Source organism: Desulfosporosinus sp. SYSU MS00001, from assembly GCF_049943955.1.
GTDB lineage: Bacteria > Bacillota > Desulfitobacteriia > Desulfitobacteriales > Desulfitobacteriaceae > Desulfosporosinus.
This window is the reverse complement of record NZ_JBNFTW010000007.1, coordinates 117,865-135,760: the sequence shown is the minus strand read 5'-3', so window position 1 is coordinate 135,760 and position 17,896 is coordinate 117,865. Positions and strand designations below refer to the sequence as shown.

Below are 17,896 nucleotides of genomic sequence, written 5' to 3'. Positions count from 1 at the left end.
TTTATGACATTGGCGGGTGTTTGGGGTTAAGGTTAGCAGCGATGCTGGGGTGGACGGGTAATGGTGAAGTAGCTATCTATAGTTCAGATGTTCCAAAGATCTGGATCAAGTGATGGTCCGTATGCCTCAAATAATCTTGAATAAGCTCTGAAAAAGAAAAGAATTTATTATCACCGACATCACATTGATAAGATAATTTCTCTTCCGAAATGTTAGAGATAACTCTAACAATTTGCTTATTTATAGCTGCCCAAAGTCCAATAACCTCATCAGACGGTATGTTCTGGTAATCCTGAATTGATACCCAGTCGTTTTGTTTATAAGGCACAACAACAAACGGCTGCTCTTCAAACTGAATCCTGATAAACCTATGGTGATTATTCGTGGCGGAATCACACAAATGTCCAAGAATTTCTTTCTTTGACCACTTGCCGTTGGGCTTTGCTGTAAATTCCTCTTCTGAAAATTGATTTACCCTCCTAGGGAGCACTTCAATTAAGTAATTTAACCTTTTGATTATCTTTTCCATTCTTTACTCCATACTCTCTCGACGGATAATTGCCGTCAGTTATATTTAGAAAAAATCTTCAGCTAAAGAAAATCCGAACCTTTACTTAGACTTATCAGCAACGTTTGCAACAATTGCCGTTTCATTTGCTATTAAGGAATTACCTGATCGTACACTTTTCAGTTCAGATGCACCTTATGGCGATCCAGTATTAGCTAGAAATACTATCGAAAGGGTTGCCGCCGATAATTACATCCGTGACCGAGTTTTGGGAGAAAATATATCGCTTTATGTTTCAAATCCTAGATTCTAAGCTAAAAAGTCGTACTTGTCCGAATGTCTAAGCTTTTTGAATCAAGGACTTTGCCCAAAGAAGATAGCTCATTTATCTTGAAGACTGGTCCGTCAGATGTTTTAACAAATGCAAACCATATTCTGTCATCGTTATTTCCCACTATTTTGGCGTTTATCGGATTCTTGTGTTCGGAATCAGTCAATTTGACCCCTGCAATTTTTTCATTGTTAATGTCACCAAACAGCATAGGAAAAGGAGTTCCAGAAACTTGTTGAAAATACTGCCCTGAGCAACCCGAAAATTCACCTCCCCATACCCATTTCCACCCAAGCAAACTCTTTTTAATGTAACTGGCATCATATGTTGTGGTATTTCCAGTAAGACGTTTTATAAAAACAACTACACCATCATTTACATTTTCCTGATAAATCACTTTGCCCGTGCGTCCTGCCTTCACGATCGCACCTTCGGCAGTTGTTTCACCTCTATTAGAATTAACCCAGATACCGCCACCTATTAGTAAAAATAATATCGCACCAATTAATAGAATCCTCTTTTTTAGCGTCTCCTCCACCTCCACTTTTAATATGAAGTTCATTCACACAACCCATAGACTTAATAAAATTTATTCCACAAGTTCCCTTATTTTTCCTGCCAAGATAACGAATATTGTCTGAAAACATAATCGGCTCCTAATGTTTATGACATTGTGCGTAATCATTTCCACATAAAATGGTCTGGTCATGAGAGTGAGTCGTATCTTCAGGTTGGATCGTTACATGTCCAATTCCTAAATGTACTAATTTGTGTTCAACGACTCTAAGCAGATTCTGTATTTCGCCTACTACCATCTTACTATCAACTACCACATGACAAGACAATGCAACTCTCCCATCGGTAATCGTCCAAACATGTAAATCATGAACTTGCTGAACACCATCTGCCGAAATGATGGCATCGTGAACTTCTTGAATTTTGATTCCAGCAGGGGTTCCCTCCATCAGGATAGTCACTGTTTGTTTAATAATTTTCCATGCTCCAACTGCGATTAATAAAGCAATCAGAACGCTTAGGATCGGGTCAATGACATACCATTTTGTGAAGGCTATGATTATGCCGCCAAAAATAACCCCTGCCGATGCAGCAGCATCCCCTAACATATGCAGAACTGCACTCTTTACATTGATATTTTCTTCATGCCGCATTCCTAATCCAAGGTACAAATTCATTACCAAGCCAACACCAGCACTAATAAACATCCAAGTAGGTATTACAAATTCCGGAATCCTGAAACGATAATACGCTTCCCAAAATATCCAAACTGTAATCAATATCAATGTAATGCCATTGACAAAAGCTGCCAGAACACCGGCTCGATAGTAGCCAAAAGTCATACTCTCGTCTGAAGGTCTCTTAGATTGTTTTATAGCATACCAAGATAATCCAATGGCAGCGATATCCGTAAGTACATGCCCTGCATCACTCAATAACGCTAGACTATGAGAAATCAATCCACCTATAACTTCAACGACTAAAATAATTAGAGTTAGAAAAAAAGCTAATTTCATTTTTCCTTCCGGTGCATGAGAATGAAATAAACCACCATGGTCATGGTCATGATTATAGTCGTGGTGGTGGCTATCTGAGCTCATTTTATACCCCCCTAAAATATGGCATTTTTTGTTTGCTAGTAGTTATAGTATGTTGGTTTTCTTATTTAAAATGAATTATTTAACTGTTAACTTTCTTTAATTACAACCTTCCGAAAAGTATTGTCCCATTTCAATACAAAACCATTTACTGAAGCCAGATTATCAGCCATCAAGACAACGTCTTCTGTCTCCATCGCTGTATCCGTTCATTCGATACACAAAGTTCTTATCTATTTCCTTTAGAGGGTTGTGTTTTTCGTTTGTTCAATCATTTCATCAGCCACTCTGCGGGTTAACTTATTGTTTGATATTATACTTTAACCACCATACCCATCTGCTCTCGGTTTACCTGCAGCTTAGCGCAATTCTTCAAATTTCCCAAGTCTGCCCTTCCGATAACGAACCTTACGTCAAGTGAATATCACATCTAAAACTCGAAAACACCAAATTCAGGCTTAAGGGGCCGATTTTGGTGTTTCAAGCTTAAGCATTTTGGCGTTTTTGATTAAACCCAAGATCTTCAAAATACTCGTGATTCCTTCAATTTTCCATGCTGTTGTATCATTTAATATTCGCAGTTTAAGAGCCCTGTCCATTATAGACGAACTTAAAAATGTGTCGTTTCTTTTGCCTTTAGCACAACAACTTATCATGTACGCAACAATACCGGTTGTGGACCAATTACGGCCGTACGCCCAATGAACTTTCTTCTCGCGAAAATTCAAACCACGATTGCTTCCCTCAGTTCAAGCTATGACTATCCAGAAGGTCGGCATGAACGATCCATGTCCGTGTGGCAGTGGAAAAAAGCATAAGAAATGCTGCGGAAGATAATATGCGCTTCTTAGTTATAATGGCCAAAACTTCATTTCAAGGCAACTATTCCTTAAGGATTGCTTGCTATTTTATATGCCCTAGTGAAAGTGCATAGTTGTTAGTTACAAAGATCAGAGTATTTTTGCAGACCATGCTTTGTACAATACAAATATAAATCTCCACCCTTTTTAATCATTGGAATACGGGCTTCTGCACTTTGCTCAGGATACAAGCGGATAAGAAGGACTCTATCGTAAAGCACATACGCCACAAAAGTGATATAGTGGTCTTTCGTCATAATATGACGAATAGAAACGTAGTAGTCCATGTCCATTTCTTCTATTGTAATTTCATGTTCTGCTGTGTAGGGCACGGGCTTTAGCGGCCGTAGTTTTCGGCCACAGCAGGTAATGGAGGCGTTCCCTGTACTTGTCAGAATGTTTCCGCAGGCGGGGCATACATAAAATTGAGTTTTAAAAATCTTTCCCACATCAGGCAGGTTGGGATCAAGTTTACCCTCCAGCATATTCTGAATATCTGCCCCTAGTACTTCTGAAAGCTCAGACCAGAGCGTAACATCGGGACAACCCAAACCGCACTCCCATTTAGATATGGTCTTATTGCTGATATTCAATAAATCTGCAACCTGTTGCTGTGTCAGACCCTTTTCTTTTCGCAGATGAAAAATTAAACGCCCAACCTTCGCACAATCCACATTAATCACCTCCAGTTGTTAAGAGTTTATCTATGCTATAGATATTTAGCAATAACTTGAACCAGCCGTGTTGGAAGCTGTCGTAAATCGGTGATATCTAAAAAGTGTTCTTGTCCGTAAATATCACAAATAGTCTCTTTATCCTGCCCTATGGCAGCAGCTAGAAACACTATCCCTTTGCGCTTATATTCCTGTATTACTTCTTTCATATCAGTTATGGCTGTCTCACCGGTATAGTTTGGCATAGCTTTTGGCTGACCGTCGCTGATACTGATGAGCAGCTTCGTCTTTTGCGGTGCTTTCATTAGTTTTTCTGCCAGGATTCGCAGCGCCATGCCATCCCGGTTGTTGCTGTGTCCTTGTATCGCCATAAGGCAATACTTGTCGTTCAGGGCAGGATTTTCGTAGTCGATATAGGAGTAAAGCGACATCTTCTCCAGAGATGAGCGGTCTGCAGTATCCCCGTAAATCAGCATGGGTATTTTGCAGCTTTCACAAAATTCATAAACGGCAACAGCAGCCTGCTTTGCAGCATCCAACCGCCCAAAGGCGCTCATAGAGGCCGATTCATCAATTCGTAATGCCACCGTAAGTGAAGGTTCTTCATCCGGCAGACATTTATGGGAGTAATAGTAAAAATCAGGGGAAGCCAACTTTTCCGCATGGAATTTCGTCCCGTAAAGACGAGATTTCGCAAACTCCGTGGATATTTCGTGTTCCAACAGCGGAACAGTTTTTCGTACCAACTCCCGGATTATTGGCAGTAGCGTCGATGCAATCTGTTGATATTCACAGTGATGGGCGATCGTTGCTTCCGGTCTGTGAACAATCAGATTGACTTTCTCATGAGAAGAACCCTTTACAATTTCCCGCGCTTGCCGGTTCAGATGTTTGCGAAAATCTCGCCTTTGCTGCTCCAATTCCACTTTGGTTTTTTGTTGCAACTCGTGATAGATAGGGTCTCCGTCGTCGCCGTGGTCTGAGCTTTGCGTATCGGCTGCGTTTTCCGCGTCATCATTTGAATAACCTTCGTTGTCAGCTGACTTTCGCAGGGATACTGCCGGGATGTCATCCTGAATAGTGTTAAAGAACTCTGTCTCCATAGTTTCTTCTGTATGGATTTCCATAACCTGGCCGTTGGTTTTGATTTGCCGTTCCGATATCTCTTCCAGTTCTGACAACACCCCATGCTTTGATAAGGCTTGTTCCAGAATAACGATTTCATCGGGGTCGGTAGTGATTTTATAAATTACCTTGTGATATAGTGCATTTACCGTCTCTGAGCCCTGAAGTACAGCGTCCACCAAGAAAAAATAGGAACGCATACCTGCAACACCCTTGATAGCGTTTGCCTTGGCGGTTTGATCCAATAAAACAATAACACGGGCAAAGATCAACAGCAATTCTTCATCAGTACAGCCGGTTTTAGCCGCCGCTCTTGTCGACATAACTTCGATGGGGGGTAAATCCATCTTTTCACTGTGCTGCACACGGTCACGCAGGGCCTCGTTCAACGGGCGGCAGCCATTGTAGCCCCGATTTGTAGTAATGACAGCGATAAAATCAGGATGACGATGCACAATCCGAGTAGGCAGATTGATGCTACCGTCCGCCTCCAACGCCGAGTTCAGTGCCATCAGCACCGCTGCATCACGAATTACTGTAGGCTCTTGAATTTCCAGCAACCAGCCGTTTTCATAAGCTCGCACAATTTCTGAGGGATAATATTTATAAGTTACGCCTTTAGAATTATTTTCATCCTCCGGCAGCACCGGCAGGATAGAACCTAATACGTCGGATTTATCCATATCCGCAAAACAGGTCACCTTCGTATAGGGAAGTCCAAAGTCAGCGGAGAGGGCTTTGGCAAGCTGTGTCTTGCCGGAACCGGCATCTCCTTCTAAAAGGATATTTGTAATTTTCATTTCACCGCGCGTCCAATTGCGCTTTACTTCTGAACAAATGCGGCGTTCAGCGTCACTTTCAATGTGGGTGACAGGCTTTTGCCAGACAAGAGATATTTCTTCTTCCGTCAACTGTCTGGCAGGGGACAGAAGCCATTTGTTTTCCATTTTAAAATTACTCCATTTCCTCAAATATACGGGACAGAACACGTAGCCGTTCGCCATTCAGCTCTCCTAAATCGCTTAGCGCCTGTGAAAACTTTTGAATATCCTGGTCTATATTCGGATTCTCGGTATAGACTGCGATTGGCATAACGCCGCCCTGCACGCCAATCCGTTCCACTGCAGGTTTCTCCGGGTCGTATAACAGCGGCATCCTATAGGCTTCACGAAAATACAGCAGAGTGCGGCTAAGAAAAATCATCAGATCAAGCACCTGATGAATAGGCAGCTCAGTGCTGATTTCTAATTCACCGTTCGCTGCTTGTTTCCAGATTTGCACTGCAATTTGCATATTCTTGTTGATTTCCAAAGTTGGTGCGCCCAATGTCAGCCGTTTGATATCTGACTTATAAGCGTTTCTCCCATCGATGCGGTCATACTGATCGGCAATCATTACAATATCCTTGTTCATTTCCAAATCCTCCTTGCTTGTTTGTCCTGTTCCAGACACTGCTCACGCAGCGCTTCCAGTTCGGCGGTATGATCGTCGGCAGGGTTTTCATATTTAAGGACTTTCATTACGGAAAGCTCAAAGCCTTTCATGCCATAATGATTCCAAAGTTCTAGGAGCCTTTTGTTAGGATGATAGTTTCCATCAAGTTTGGCGCTGGTACTATTAAAATCAGCCTTTGTATCTTTGGAAATACCCAAGAAAGACTCATTGGTCGCTATGCAACGGTAAGAAATCACACCCATTTCGGGTTGTCTGTTTTTATATTCCTCAAGAAGTTGCTTTTTTCTTTTTATATCCATTTTGTTCACCTCGGCTTTATTGTATAAGTTGCCTATAATGAAAACAATCCACGCCCCGTAGAGTCTACACTCTATTAAAAACTAGATTAAAAAAGAAACCCATGTCACATATTTGTGGTTCCCATTTCAATTTTGTATTTTGGTATTTTTCATATCTGTAATTGATAGAATATTCCCCAAATTTAGCTATATTTTTGATCCTACAATGATTTACTCGCTCAATCCTTAATTTTACCCTTTCTTACGATTTCTAAAGCCTTTTAACGATGTAGTGCGCAAAACAAAAAAGCACCGTCGTTAACAATGCTTAAGATGATAACTATAAACGTCGAAAAGCCCAGCATTTGTCACGTTCAAAGTGCAAAATCCAGAGCATATATTACCCTGGATTACATTTACCACAAAGCCGGTTTGATTACTTGTTTTTAACCCCGCTCTCGCAAGTTTGAATGAAGCTCATTTCATCACACAACCCCTGCCTTTACTCTTGACTATTTCAATAATTCCCCATCCCCGAAACCAATGGTACAGAGAAGGGAAATCTAATTAATAGCTAATCAAAGCCGCCATTAAAACCCCAGTAGCCAAACTTAAACAAAACGAAAAGATCCCGACGCCTACATTCCCATTCGGTATTTCTTTCCGAATCGTAATTCCCGGAGTCAAAAGTTCAAATAGATAATAAATTCCAACAAGAAAAACGATCCCCGTTAAAGCCCAAACCACCAAATCCCACAAACTAACTGCATGATAGATCGCTGAAGCCAGCAATAACGAAATACCGAGTATCTTACCCCCTAAATCGAAAGCGACGGCTTTGGCTGATGCTACCTTTAACGGATTCTCCAAATCATCACCATCAAACATGATTTTAAATTCCTGATAAGGTGTCGTTAAAGTGAATAAAAAAATAGCAAAAACCATCAATGGTAAAGTGACTCCCAAGTACTTAAGGAAATTAATTAATAGCATACAATAGCCCCTCTCTCCCACTCCTTATTTCTTATATCCCGACGGCAAAAAGCAAGATAGATTACCTGTGATTCGCTCCCCGATTCTTGCACTGATCGCCGAGGCCTTTCCTCCGACGAGAAAAGATCCCCAGAGCAATCGTCCCTTATAAGGGCCAGTCACTGTCATGCTTTCCACTTCCTCCAGCTCCACGAACTTCTGATAGATCATCGGTTGCTCCCAATACATTTCGTCCCTGTCTTTCTCTAGTACGCTGCCATCTGCTTGAAAAATACTGACAGCTCCTCCTTCTCTCCCATAAATGGGTTTAGCCACAAAGGGTTCTTTCCCTAAAAAAGGATTTTCCAGATAAGTCGGGAGCATATAGCGCTCAATAATTTCATGCTCAACCTCCGTATAGAACATTTTTGCCTCATGCAAACCCCATATCAAAGCTTGCATCGCCTTAGTCTGGGCAATGAACGCTGCCGGGGGATTGATAATCGCCAATCTTCCTCGGGCGATTAGATCAAGAACATGGGCTCCTGTGGGATACCCATCCTCATCCTTCTCTTCAGCCATTTTTTCCAGCGCATGAAGCCGGTACCAAACATCAATTTTCTGGTAGTCTCCTTCGATAAGCGCACAAAGTTCATCCTCAATCACTCTGAGATTTTCCAGTGGGACAAATCGACCAGGCAGGTCCGACCTTTTCAATAGGTACTCGACTGTTCCCTTATCCTCTTCATGCCAATCCAAGGCGCTAAAAACGATATTTTCTATCGGGTAGCCTAACCCCTGATAGCGTTCGACAATCCCCTGAAAAGCATCTGTGAGGTCCTGCTCCATCCCTAAATTGGGGTTGCCTGCACCAAAAAACTCACACGCTTTACCATTTGTATAAAATGCTTCGACCACACTTGTGGGGGTATCTGCATTAAATTCCAGCATTTTAATCCCCTGTGCGGTATGCGCAAAATCAAAGCGACCGATCGTCGTCGGAATTTCTGGCAAGATCGGGAGCCGAATCGCCTGAAACGTTTCTGTGGGGAGTCCCAACATTTCAAGCAAACTTTCGGGACTTTGCTGAACCATCACGATAGTTTTTGCATAAATTTTTCCAAGTTCTTCCGTTGCCAAAGCAATTTCCTGGCGAAACTCCTCGTTAATATAGTGGATTCCAGCTAAGCCATATTCATTTCCATCGATCCAGTCCCAGGAGAAAACCTCACGAATGGACCCGTAAAACTTTTCACGAACCTCTGGGTATGGACACCTCTGCACGGTTTAACTTTCCCCCTTCAATCTTAAATCCAATTTTATTGACAACTAGCTGGCACTGGCACCGCTACTGCTTCCAATCCCACCATGACTACCACTTGAAATCCCGCTCTTTAAACTAGAAGAAGAGGAACCGGAACTTGTCGAACCCGATTTCCCCCATGGGGATATACCAGCAATTCCTGTACCTTGCGATTGTGTGCTTGAAGAACTCTCCGATGAGCCGAACGCAGGGGTCTTCACATTCCCGGACGTTCCTGAGGATACTCCCGAATTTACTCCTGAGAAATACCCAGAAGATCGTCCGCTAAAATAGCCAAAGGGACCGAACGGACCAAACGGTCCAAAAAACCCCGAGAAAAGACCTCCATGGGATTCGTTCTCAACAATAACCGTCCCTCCTCCATTTGTTGCACCACCGATAATACCCTGCTGTTCTTGTTGGTCCTCAGATATTTCCTTTATTCCATAGCCCACAATGCCAACTACGAGAGCCGTTGACAAGAAAATCCCGACCATGCGTTGTGTCCTGGTCACCTTATCCCTTCTTTCTAGGTACTATGTTCACTCTTATTGTAGTCTTTTGAGTTTAACCCTTATCCCTTAAGCCTTAACTGTAGTTGTCTTCTTTAAATATAGGCTAAAGACTTGCCGATCCTCATCGATTTCAAAGGACGTCTTTTCCCATTCACTCTCTTGAAAGTTTATATATTGGCTTACCGCATACATAAGTAAATCCTGCATATTCCCAAGTTCCAGAGTCTTAAGAAGGGGGTAATGCTCTGCTTCCTCGCTGAACTCCCGAAGCTCCAACAAAATATATCCCATCCCCGAAATTTGTCCTGGAGTAAAAGAATTCGGTTTTTCTTCCACTTTTTTCACATAAATCACTTGCAAATATTCTTCTTTAGCAGATGAAGTGAGCTCATAGACTGTAAATTCCTTTACGAAGTAATCACATAAACAGCGCGCAATCACCTCTTCTTTCGGTATGCTTTCATACCCAAAAAGTGCTGGAAAACCCATTTCTTCATCCAGCAATCGGTACTCCAACTGGGCCATACCTCATTCTCCTTCTACTTTCATTTTTGGTATTTAACTCTTTTTTCCTATTCGCTTTAAAAAAAGAATATGTTTCGTTTTCATCATGATTCCAAGAATGAGCTACATATACCATTCATCATTTGTGTTATTTCTATGAGATGGCATGGGTAACTCCATTCGCTTCAATTCATCCCAGAAATGGGGGATCATCTGTAATTGCTCTTGATTTTTTGTGGATACAGTGAGCTCCTTACCTATTACTTGAAAAGCTTCCTTTTGGACTATTTTGTAATCCATATCCTTGTCTCCCTTCAATGATAATTGAAAAGAGATGCGTGGAAATGCTTTGAGATTCACTCCAGATTGTCGCGCTTCAGATGGCGAAATTCCATGAGCTTTACGGAAAGCTCTTGCAAAGGATTCAGGGGAATCATAGCCATTCTTAAATGCAATGTCTAGAACTTTAACATTCGAAGATATGGCCGGCTCTTGAGCAGCTAACGTCAATTTTCTGTTGCGAATATATTCCGCAATCGTAAAACCTACATTCATTTGCTTAGCTATGCCAAAAAACCTTACTAAAACAGCGGAACAGCTCCATGTGGTTCAATCTACCTTCACCAGCAGGATTAAGCAGCTGGAACATAATATTGGTGAAACCTTATTTATCCGCACAAATAAAAATGTAGTACTGAAAAATGCAAAACAGCAAGAAGACCATTGCCGAACTGGAAATTATGTAAGAATAAAAGGAGCGTCCAAACGCTCCGGTAATTTTATCCCACACAAAAGTGTTGTACAAATATTAGAAGTAGAACTGGGATTTAAGTCTCTGCGTCAATCCTTAGGTCGTCTCTACTTAATCGATGCTTCAACCATCAGCCTTTGTCTTTTCCAATATGCACGCGCAAACGATGACTTGGCTCTATCCCCGGAAAGTTACTATCATGGAAATTGTACTTGTTTTTGATAATATATAAAGGACGCTGTTTATTTTCGTCATAAATTCTTGCTATATATTCGCCAAGAATGCCAAACGATAAAAGCTGTACCCCACTGAAAAAGGTGATGGCGACCATCAGGGAGGTCCAACCGGTTATAGTTGCTCTCCCGATTATCTTTTGAACTAAGGAGTAGACGATAAGCAGCAAAGCAACGAATATGGTTATAAACCCCAAAGTCGACATTAACTTCAATGGTTTTGAAGAGAATGAAAATATCCCATCAGCTGCAAATTTCAACATTTTCTTCAGAGGATATTTTGTTTCTCCCGCAAACCGCTTATCCCTATCGTATTCGATGAACGTTTGCTTAAATCCCACCCAAGCAATCATTCCTCTGATAAATCGGTTTTTTTCCTGCATCGTGGAAAACACGTCCGCAACTTTTCTGTCTATTAACCGAAAATCTCCTGTATCGACCGGGATATCAACATCAGACATTGCAGAAAGGAACCTATAAAAGCACTTGGCTGTCACGAGTTTAAACCACGTTTCCCCGGATCGCTGATTGCGCTTGCCGTAAACCACATCATAGCCTTCCTGCCAGAGTTTAACCATCCGGGCAATTTGCTCAGGCGGATCTTGCAGATCAGCATCAATAATAACAACCGCATCACCGCATGCCAGTTGAATCCCACATGTTACAGCTGTTTGATGTCCAAAGTTCCGCGAGAAATCAACAATTTTAACATTTTTATTATCACTGGCAATCTGTTCCAGTATCGCCATAGTACCGTCCTGACTGCCGTCATCGATAAAAAGCAGTTCAAAATTATAGCCGTTATGATTCATTACGTCTAACAGACGTTGATAGCACACTTCAGCAACCGATTCTTCGTTATACATGGGAACCACAACCGAAAGCAGAAACTCTTTTCTCATCCCTCAACTTCCTTCACTTTGAATGTCCAGATTTTATTTAACAGAAAGTTAGTCCAGATTCCGAAAAACGTAGCAGCAACTTGGCTAACGATTTTGCCCAAGCCAAATGTTACAAGGAAGTATAACACTGAACTATTTAGCAGCAATGTAATAAGATTCACAATAACAAACTTGTAGAATAACTCGGAGTGATCTTTTTTGCACTTAAATACCCATGCCCTGTTCCAGAAATAACTATTTATCGTACCTGCGGAGTATGCCAAGATATTAGCCAAAAGATAGTTAACCATTAGAAACAATAGTACGTAATATACGGTAAATGTCAGGCTAGTATTCAATACTCCTATCAAGATAAACCTTAACAACTGTATCATCTTTAAGCCTTACGCCCCCAGCCGCAAAAATAATAAAGATCCAAGAAAGCATATAAGCGTATCTGGCCTGTGCCTCAATCAACATCAGAAACAATGCGTAACCTAAATAGAGTATTAAAAAGAAATTAATTTCAACCGGTCTGTCTTTGTTTCTATGTAAACCCAAAATGCTCATAAATAATAAGATCAAATAGAAAGATGAAGCTAGACCCGTTAAGATCAAGTTTGATTTTGAGAAAACTTTAGCAAAAGCAAAATAATCAACTGCTCCGGGAATAGTCCATATATAAGCGGACATGTCAGGTACTGCCCATTCAGATTCAAACTTAATAATAGAAAAGCCTAACAATTTCAGCTTTGGCGTGTTTAACAATCTGTCTTTAATGATTTGTTTACTTGCTTCGGTTATTTTTACCGGATCATGCTTGTATAGCTCTGGAATTTCGGCATCGTCCAGATTCCAGTGTCCATGGGCCTCTATATTGGTACCCTTGAGTATCGAAGTCCAATAGGGTTCTTTAGAATTCCATAACTGTGATTCCGTAATTCCACTTGAGACTAGCAGCGAACTCAAAATGATAATTGGGACAAGGCACGAAATAATTATGACCGGCAGCTCAATTATTAAGTTTTGAAATCTCTTGTAAAATAAGTAATAGAATAAATAGGCCAAGATAAAAACATAACCGACCATTCTAAACATATGTCCAACTGCAAGTCCTAATCCACAGAAAACCAGCAATTTAACTTTATCCCACTTGTCCTGCGTTTGATTTTTCACAGCAGCCAGAAAGTAATAAGTACTAAGTAAATAGAAAGGTGTGGCAATGTTTTCTTGCATAGTTTGAGAATTATACATTATTGAAGGCAGATATAAGGCATAGAGAAGCATCGAAACCAGTGCTGTTTGCCGGTCATCATATATCTTTTCGACTACTTTATATAAAAGAAATACTGAAAATGTAGAAAATAAGACATTGGCAATTTTAATTAAAAACAAAGGAGCCGAGCTAAACTTGTAAAACAAAGAAAAATATAGAACAGTGACCGTATCATGTGCAAATCTGGCAAAGTACCCATAACCATGAAATCCGCTATAGTCCCCTTGGGCAACTTTCTGCGCATATCCGTACATCAAACCAAAATCTGAAATCGGTTTGGTCGGTATAATAAAAACCCATAAAAGTCTTAGGATAAAAGCTGCTAACAAAATAACTGCAAAGTTATGCTGGGAGCTTTTTAAACCGCTGAGTACCGAAATCTTCTTATACTTAAAAAAAACAAATATTGCAAACAAAAACAAACCGAAAACTTTATAAATTAGTACCCCAATAAAAGAAATACCTAACAGAAAAAGCACTAACCACATCACAATCTGATTAAATATTAATTTAACCATCCTCAAAACCTTTCTTTATAGAACATATAAAACTGCTCCAGGACCATATACTATTTAACTGCTTATCTTATTACGTGCAATCCGGATTATAAATTCAAGCTCCTGTATCCGAAGGAATACCGCGAGAAGAAGAACTATTACAGCACCAACAAAAGTTCCAATAACAAGGTTAATTAGCGAACCCCAAAATTCAGTATTAGTTATTAAAAAAACCAATTAAATTATATAATTTTACAAATTTCTAAAACAATGTCAAAATTAACAGGTTTCAATAAAAATATACCTGTAAAAAATTACAGGTATTTAATAATGGAACATCACCATAGATTATGATATTAATCTCTATTCGACATCGTTTTCCATATAGCTACAGCTTTTAACCTGGATTTTACACCTAATTTGCTAAGTATATTTCCTATATGGAAATTTACGGTTCTTTTTGTGATACCCAATGCTAAGGAAACTTCTTCACTATTTAGACCTTTTGAAACAAGCTCCAGTATTTCTCTTTCCCGTGGAGACAATGATTCTTCGGTTTCATTAGATTTTAATGTTATTAGCTGATCATCATTGTTATCTACAAGCTCTACCTTTAGAAAATGCGCCAATCCTTTTGAAAAGTATTCTTTTCCCTGTACTACATAATGAATTGCCTCAATCATTTCTGTTTTGTTACATTCTTTAAGTAGAAATCCCTGAACTCCTTTCTGCAGTGATTTTGTAAGATACCCTTCTGGATTAAGGCCTGTAAGCATAATTATTTTCACTTCGGGGTGAATCGATTTAATATCATCAATTAAATTAATACCCGAACAATCCGGCAGGCTAATATCAAGTAAAATAACATCAGGTGCCGTTGATTTTAAGAGGTTCAGGCATTGGACTCCATTATTAGCGATTCCCACTATCTCCAGGTTTGTTTCCGACGACAGCAAGGACACGGTTCCTTCCGCAAAAAGAGTATGGTCATCGACTATTAGTATTTTCAGCATTTTTGATTTCACGTTATCCAATGCCATTTTTTTGTCTCCCTCTCTTATTGAATTGTAGCTTTAAGGATCGTACCCTGAGAAACTGCAGAAGTGATTTGCAGTTCTCCGCCTAATCCTTCGAGCTTTTCTTTGATTCCAACTAATCCAAAATGATTACTGGATATTTGCCAGTCCTCTAATTTAGTAACATCCAATCCCTTGCCAAAAATCTCTTATTATTAATTCAAGCTTAGAGTTGTTTAACTCAATTTTAAGAGTTATCCTTACTGGAACCAGAGTGCTTTATTGCATTCGTAATTCCTACCTGTAAGAAGAGGTAGGCCACCAGTTCTACGTTTTCTTTCAAACGCACTTCGTCACTGATTCGAGCCGTTCTATGGAGATTATCACAGATTCATGTCTAGCGCTAACTGTAATGACCCATCGTGAAGATCTTGAGCAAATGCTTATTTCTCTTGTTCAAAGTTCTTAAAGAAGAGACTGTTTACTCGCTGGATGCACCCACTCTTTTTTCAAAAAGGGTGCATTTGCTTTATTTCTACTCTACATAATATTCCGACAGAATTCAGTCTAAAGAAACCGCTAACATTTAGTCAAAGGTGAGTTTGTCAAACTATATTAAACTACTTATTTTGAATACTTGAGTCCATTAAAACCAGACCCTTCAGAACTTACAGTTTATTGTCTATTTACCAAAGTTTATCAGTCACTCCATATTCTTTATAGATTTATGGTAATCTTCGCCAAAATCCGAAACATTCCTCCTAGATAAGGTGTTTTTTATGTTGTTTAGGGCCAAGAGCTGATCAATCATTGGATTCTGCGTTGCTGTAGTGGGCTCTGACTTCTTCGTTTTCTGCCCTATTGGGTTAATATCTCCTCCAGTTGTGCTAGTACCATGGGCCATGCTCGCTCATGGTTATTTTTAGACTCCTCATCAGGGAATCCAGTATGTGTAAGACGAAGCAATGTCCCATCTTCGTTTTGATTTAATTCTACTGTTACTACGGTCTCTGCTCCCTTGGTTCCCCCTTCCCCTGTTAGCCATGTCAATTCAACTATATGATCGGCCTCAAGCCTCAGGAATCGACCATAATGTGGGTGTCGTTTTCCATCAAAAGAGGTTTCAAAATAAAAGGCCGAGTTTATTTCACCTTTCATCATGACTGACCCCGGCGAGGCGAACCAGAGGTCAAATTGCTCTGTCCAAGCTCTGTATAAGACTGGAGCCAGCTGCTATTGCTGCCCTAGACAGGGCTAGTAGCTTAAACCTAGTCCAACAATTGCCCAACGGTCTCAACTCACGTTGGCACCTCTTACACTGGCGGTCATAACCTTTCAGGTGGCCAATGGCAAAAGCTAGCGCTAGGTTGAGCTATGCGGCGTGAAACACCACTCCTGGTAGTACTGGATGAACCAACGGCTAGTCTGGATGCTCAAGCAGAACATGCCCTTTTTGAGCGATATGCCCAAGCATCTATTCGCAATGCAGGACAGATAGGTGCTATTACCGTTTTGGTTACCCACCGATTTTCCAGCATAAGCATGGCTGATCTGATCGTCTTTCTGGAAGATGGCAAGGCTATCGAAGTTGGAAGTCACGATGAATTACTGCGACAACAGGGCCGTTATGCTGAACTATACGAGATGCAGGCGGCTGGCTATCGCTAGGGCAACCATATTTTAATTTCACCAATTTATAAAACAGAATGCATGGCGATATTTCGTAGTATCACCATCACCTAGTTTTTACGCTTGGTTTTGAAGTCAATTTTGTGTTCAATGAAGTAACGCCAACGTGCGTTGAGTGGACAAAAAGATGCCAATGCGCCTATTTGAGCCCGATGGAACCTTGACGGAAATTACTTATTGTTTAACACCTTAAAACCATTCAAAGTAATAATTATCATTTCTTTCAGCAATACACAGAAATCTTGTTGATAATATTTTTCATTGCCGCTCTTAATAATAGCTTCTATCTGACCAGGGTTCGGATTGGTTCGTGGAAACAAGCCAGCCATGTAGTTATAAAGCATACTGACACATTGCATGGCTTTATTCTTTGTATCAAAAAATGAGTATTGATTCATTAGTACTTTAGCCATTTCTTCCATTTGTTCATACATCCGCTTTTTGTAGATAACTAACTTGTCTATATCGATGTTTAGTTCTATGACTGTTGTAAGTATGGAGCCAATCCGTAAAAAATTAACATGCTTTTTGATGCTTTCGGAAAAAATTAATGCAAACTGTTCAAAACTTAAAGGGTCCTTAAATCTTTCATCAGTTATTAAATCTTCAGACAAGGACTGACCATCCTGAATAAATAATGCAAAAAATATCTCCTCCTTAGACTGATAATAACGAGATATATTTGCTCTGCTAAATTCTAATTTGCTTGCTATCATGTTAAGTGTTATCTCTTTATAAGGTAATTGGTCCAACAGACTACTAGTTGCCGATAAAATTTGTTTTTGCCGTACTTGTTTTTGTTCTATTTTTCTTGCCCTTTGAAATCCCAATATAATCCGCTTCCTTCATAATAACAATTATGGAATATTTATTAAATAAGTATAGCAAGATATAAATATATTGAAAAGTTGCAGAGCGCAACTTATAATGAGTGTTAATAAGTTTCCCCATGCAACTTATTCTTTGTATTATATTTAATTAAGAAGGAAGGATTAAGTATGGGCATATCAAATCATTACATTTTTAATCTGGGAGGAGTGCTCTGTTGAAGCCATCTTCGGAGGAACTTCGTCGATTCTCTTCCGAAAGATATCCATAGCCCGGAAGCCACCCTTCCCAGCCAAGGCATTACATACTGCAACAAACTCTTCGAGATCGAAAAGACTCTTGAGAATCTTTCGAGCGAACAACGAAAATTAGAGCGTCTGAAACAGGAAGCCCCTGTTCTAGAGGCTTTTTGGGTGTGGATCGATTCCGTGAGAGGCAAGGTGCTGCCGAAATCCAAACTGAGCGAGGCTTTGACTTATGCTCTGAACCATAAGGAAGAGTTTATGAATTATCTTAAGGATGGGAATTGCTCCATATCCAACAACCTTGCAGAAAAGGACTTTATGAACAATTATTTATTATGGGGC

Annotated in this window: 21 protein-coding genes and 2 pseudogenes; 4 read left to right on the top strand and 19 right to left on the bottom strand. The window is 40.2% G+C overall.

What is annotated here, in order from left to right; translation table 11 throughout:
• Positions 1-76: 76 nt before the first annotated feature.
• The 3 genes from ACPUYX_RS14005 to ACPUYX_RS13995 all read right to left on the bottom strand — a co-directional run bounded on the left by ACPUYX_RS14005 (position 77) and on the right by ACPUYX_RS13995 (position 2,455).
• Positions 77-529 carry a DinB family protein gene (locus tag ACPUYX_RS14005; RefSeq protein WP_426380253.1) on the bottom strand — a complete coding sequence of 151 codons (453 nt, stop codon included), beginning with the start codon at positions 527-529 and terminating at the stop codon, positions 77-79.
• A gap of 293 nt (positions 530-822) precedes the next feature.
• Positions 823-1,401: a hypothetical protein gene (locus tag ACPUYX_RS14000; protein WP_426380252.1), complete on the bottom strand. Its 579-nt coding sequence runs from the start codon at positions 1,399-1,401 to the stop codon at positions 823-825.
• A gap of 94 nt (positions 1,402-1,495) precedes the next feature.
• Complete coding sequence (locus ACPUYX_RS13995; protein ID WP_426380251.1) at positions 1,496-2,455, bottom strand: cation diffusion facilitator family transporter; 960 nt, start codon at positions 2,453-2,455, stop codon at positions 1,496-1,498.
• Between the two features lie 753 nt (positions 2,456-3,208).
• Between ACPUYX_RS13995 and ACPUYX_RS13990 the strand changes: the two genes are divergently transcribed.
• On the top strand, positions 3,209-3,289 hold the full coding sequence (locus ACPUYX_RS13990) for an SEC-C metal-binding domain-containing protein (RefSeq protein ID WP_426380336.1): 81 nt from the start codon (positions 3,209-3,211) through the stop codon (positions 3,287-3,289).
• 100 nt (positions 3,290-3,389) lie between these two features.
• Here the strand turns inward: ACPUYX_RS13990 and ACPUYX_RS13985 are convergent, their stop codons facing one another.
• The 9 genes from ACPUYX_RS13985 to ACPUYX_RS13945 form a co-directional block, all read right to left on the bottom strand.
• A complete protein-coding gene (locus tag ACPUYX_RS13985) occupies positions 3,390-3,986 on the bottom strand; it encodes a helix-turn-helix domain-containing protein (RefSeq protein ID WP_426380250.1) in 597 nt (198 codons plus the stop codon).
• 35 nt (positions 3,987-4,021) lie between these two features.
• A complete protein-coding gene (locus ACPUYX_RS13980) occupies positions 4,022-6,058 on the bottom strand; it encodes an AAA family ATPase (protein ID WP_426380335.1) in 2,037 nt (678 codons plus the stop codon).
• 7 nt (positions 6,059-6,065) lie between these two features.
• Positions 6,066-6,524 carry a DUF6530 family protein gene (locus tag ACPUYX_RS13975; RefSeq protein WP_426380249.1) on the bottom strand — a complete coding sequence of 153 codons (459 nt, stop codon included), beginning with the start codon at positions 6,522-6,524 and terminating at the stop codon, positions 6,066-6,068.
• On the bottom strand, positions 6,521-6,865 hold the full coding sequence (locus ACPUYX_RS13970; RefSeq protein WP_426380248.1) for a GIY-YIG nuclease family protein: 345 nt from the start codon (positions 6,863-6,865) through the stop codon (positions 6,521-6,523). The genes ACPUYX_RS13975 and ACPUYX_RS13970 overlap by 4 nt, the downstream gene beginning before the upstream one ends.
• Positions 6,866-7,411: 546 nt before the next feature.
• Entirely contained in the window at positions 7,412-7,837 is a 426-nt protein-coding gene (locus ACPUYX_RS13965; protein ID WP_426380247.1) for a DUF350 domain-containing protein, read from the bottom strand.
• 24 nt (positions 7,838-7,861) lie between these two features.
• Positions 7,862-9,100, bottom strand: a complete 1,239-nt coding sequence (locus ACPUYX_RS13960; protein ID WP_426380246.1) for a glutathionylspermidine synthase family protein — start codon at positions 9,098-9,100, stop codon at positions 7,862-7,864.
• Between the two features lie 45 nt (positions 9,101-9,145).
• Positions 9,146-9,634, bottom strand: coding sequence for a hypothetical protein (locus ACPUYX_RS13955; protein ID WP_426380245.1), 489 nt, complete (start codon positions 9,632-9,634; stop codon positions 9,146-9,148).
• 66 nt (positions 9,635-9,700) lie between these two features.
• Complete coding sequence (locus tag ACPUYX_RS13950) at positions 9,701-10,159, bottom strand: hypothetical protein (protein ID WP_426380244.1); 459 nt, start codon at positions 10,157-10,159, stop codon at positions 9,701-9,703.
• Positions 10,160-10,261: 102 nt separating this feature from the next.
• Positions 10,262-10,693, bottom strand: a complete 432-nt coding sequence (locus tag ACPUYX_RS13945; protein ID WP_426380243.1) for an AraC family transcriptional regulator — start codon at positions 10,691-10,693, stop codon at positions 10,262-10,264.
• 10 nt (positions 10,694-10,703) lie between these two features.
• Here ACPUYX_RS13945 and ACPUYX_RS13940 point away from each other — a divergent pair.
• A pseudogene (locus ACPUYX_RS13940) lies at positions 10,704-10,775 on the top strand (hypothetical protein); the annotation flags it as partial.
• A 244-nt stretch (positions 10,776-11,019) separates the two neighbouring features.
• Here ACPUYX_RS13940 and ACPUYX_RS13935 read toward each other — a convergent pair.
• From ACPUYX_RS13935 to ACPUYX_RS13910, 6 genes are all read right to left on the bottom strand, one after another.
• On the bottom strand, positions 11,020-12,024 hold the full coding sequence (locus tag ACPUYX_RS13935) for a glycosyltransferase family 2 protein (RefSeq protein ID WP_426380242.1): 1,005 nt from the start codon (positions 12,022-12,024) through the stop codon (positions 11,020-11,022).
• Complete coding sequence (locus ACPUYX_RS13930) at positions 12,021-12,398, bottom strand: GtrA family protein (protein WP_426380241.1); 378 nt, start codon at positions 12,396-12,398, stop codon at positions 12,021-12,023. Before ACPUYX_RS13930 ends, ACPUYX_RS13935 begins: the two co-directional genes overlap by 4 nt.
• Positions 12,352-13,797, bottom strand: coding sequence for a glycosyltransferase family 39 protein (locus tag ACPUYX_RS13925; protein WP_426380240.1), 1,446 nt, complete (start codon positions 13,795-13,797; stop codon positions 12,352-12,354). The genes ACPUYX_RS13930 and ACPUYX_RS13925 overlap by 47 nt, the downstream gene beginning before the upstream one ends.
• A 335-nt stretch (positions 13,798-14,132) precedes the next feature.
• Positions 14,133-14,816 carry a response regulator gene (locus ACPUYX_RS13920; protein WP_426380239.1) on the bottom strand — a complete coding sequence of 228 codons (684 nt, stop codon included), beginning with the start codon at positions 14,814-14,816 and terminating at the stop codon, positions 14,133-14,135.
• 17 nt (positions 14,817-14,833) lie between these two features.
• Positions 14,834-14,983, bottom strand: coding sequence for a hypothetical protein (locus ACPUYX_RS13915; protein WP_426380238.1), 150 nt, complete (start codon positions 14,981-14,983; stop codon positions 14,834-14,836).
• A 667-nt stretch (positions 14,984-15,650) separates the two neighbouring features.
• Positions 15,651-16,022: an SRPBCC family protein gene (locus tag ACPUYX_RS13910; protein ID WP_426380334.1), complete on the bottom strand. Its 372-nt coding sequence runs from the start codon at positions 16,020-16,022 to the stop codon at positions 15,651-15,653.
• 144 nt (positions 16,023-16,166) lie between these two features.
• Here ACPUYX_RS13910 and ACPUYX_RS13905 point away from each other — a divergent pair, with 144 nt between their 5' ends.
• On the top strand, positions 16,167-16,460 hold the full coding sequence (locus tag ACPUYX_RS13905) for a hypothetical protein (RefSeq protein WP_426380237.1): 294 nt from the start codon (positions 16,167-16,169) through the stop codon (positions 16,458-16,460).
• 191 nt (positions 16,461-16,651) lie between these two features.
• Here ACPUYX_RS13905 and ACPUYX_RS13900 read toward each other — a convergent pair whose 3' ends face one another.
• A complete protein-coding gene (locus tag ACPUYX_RS13900; protein WP_426380236.1) occupies positions 16,652-17,311 on the bottom strand; it encodes a TetR family transcriptional regulator in 660 nt (219 codons plus the stop codon).
• A gap of 219 nt (positions 17,312-17,530) precedes the next feature.
• On the opposite strand from ACPUYX_RS13900, the pseudogene ACPUYX_RS13895 reads away from it, so the two are divergent.
• A pseudogene (locus ACPUYX_RS13895) lies at positions 17,531-17,863 on the top strand (IS66 family transposase); the annotation flags it as partial.
• Positions 17,864-17,896 lie beyond the last annotated feature (33 nt).

What these genes read in the sequence shown, in the direction of transcription:
- ACPUYX_RS13980 (WP_426380335.1), bottom strand. Translation starts at nt 6,058, where the DNA reads ATGGAAAACAAATGGCTTCTGTCCCCTGCCAGACAGTTGACGGAAGAA.
- ACPUYX_RS13970 (WP_426380248.1), bottom strand. Translation starts at nt 6,865, where the DNA reads ATGGATATAAAAAGAAAAAAGCAACTTCTTGAGGAATATAAAAACAGA.
- ACPUYX_RS13990 (WP_426380336.1), top strand. Translation starts at nt 3,209, where the DNA reads ATGACTATCCAGAAGGTCGGCATGAACGATCCATGTCCGTGTGGCAGT.
- ACPUYX_RS13995 (WP_426380251.1), bottom strand. Translation starts at nt 2,455, where the DNA reads ATGAGCTCAGATAGCCACCACCACGACTATAATCATGACCATGACCAT.
- ACPUYX_RS13965 (WP_426380247.1), bottom strand. Translation starts at nt 7,837, where the DNA reads ATGCTATTAATTAATTTCCTTAAGTACTTGGGAGTCACTTTACCATTG.
- ACPUYX_RS13920 (WP_426380239.1), bottom strand. Translation starts at nt 14,816, where the DNA reads ATGGCATTGGATAACGTGAAATCAAAAATGCTGAAAATACTAATAGTC.
- ACPUYX_RS13975 (WP_426380249.1), bottom strand. Translation starts at nt 6,524, where the DNA reads ATGAACAAGGATATTGTAATGATTGCCGATCAGTATGACCGCATCGAT.
- ACPUYX_RS13925 (WP_426380240.1), bottom strand. Translation starts at nt 13,797, where the DNA reads ATGGTTAAATTAATATTTAATCAGATTGTGATGTGGTTAGTGCTTTTT.
- ACPUYX_RS13930 (WP_426380241.1), bottom strand. Translation starts at nt 12,398, where the DNA reads ATGATACAGTTGTTAAGGTTTATCTTGATAGGAGTATTGAATACTAGC.
- ACPUYX_RS13905 (WP_426380237.1), top strand. Translation starts at nt 16,167, where the DNA reads ATGCGGCGTGAAACACCACTCCTGGTAGTACTGGATGAACCAACGGCT.
- ACPUYX_RS14005 (WP_426380253.1), bottom strand. Translation starts at nt 529, where the DNA reads ATGGAAAAGATAATCAAAAGGTTAAATTACTTAATTGAAGTGCTCCCT.
- ACPUYX_RS13935 (WP_426380242.1), bottom strand. Translation starts at nt 12,024, where the DNA reads ATGAGAAAAGAGTTTCTGCTTTCGGTTGTGGTTCCCATGTATAACGAA.
- ACPUYX_RS13950 (WP_426380244.1), bottom strand. Translation starts at nt 10,159, where the DNA reads ATGGCCCAGTTGGAGTACCGATTGCTGGATGAAGAAATGGGTTTTCCA.
- ACPUYX_RS14000 (WP_426380252.1), bottom strand. Translation starts at nt 1,401, where the DNA reads ATGAACTTCATATTAAAAGTGGAGGTGGAGGAGACGCTAAAAAAGAGG.
- ACPUYX_RS13945 (WP_426380243.1), bottom strand. Translation starts at nt 10,693, where the DNA reads ATGAATGTAGGTTTTACGATTGCGGAATATATTCGCAACAGAAAATTG.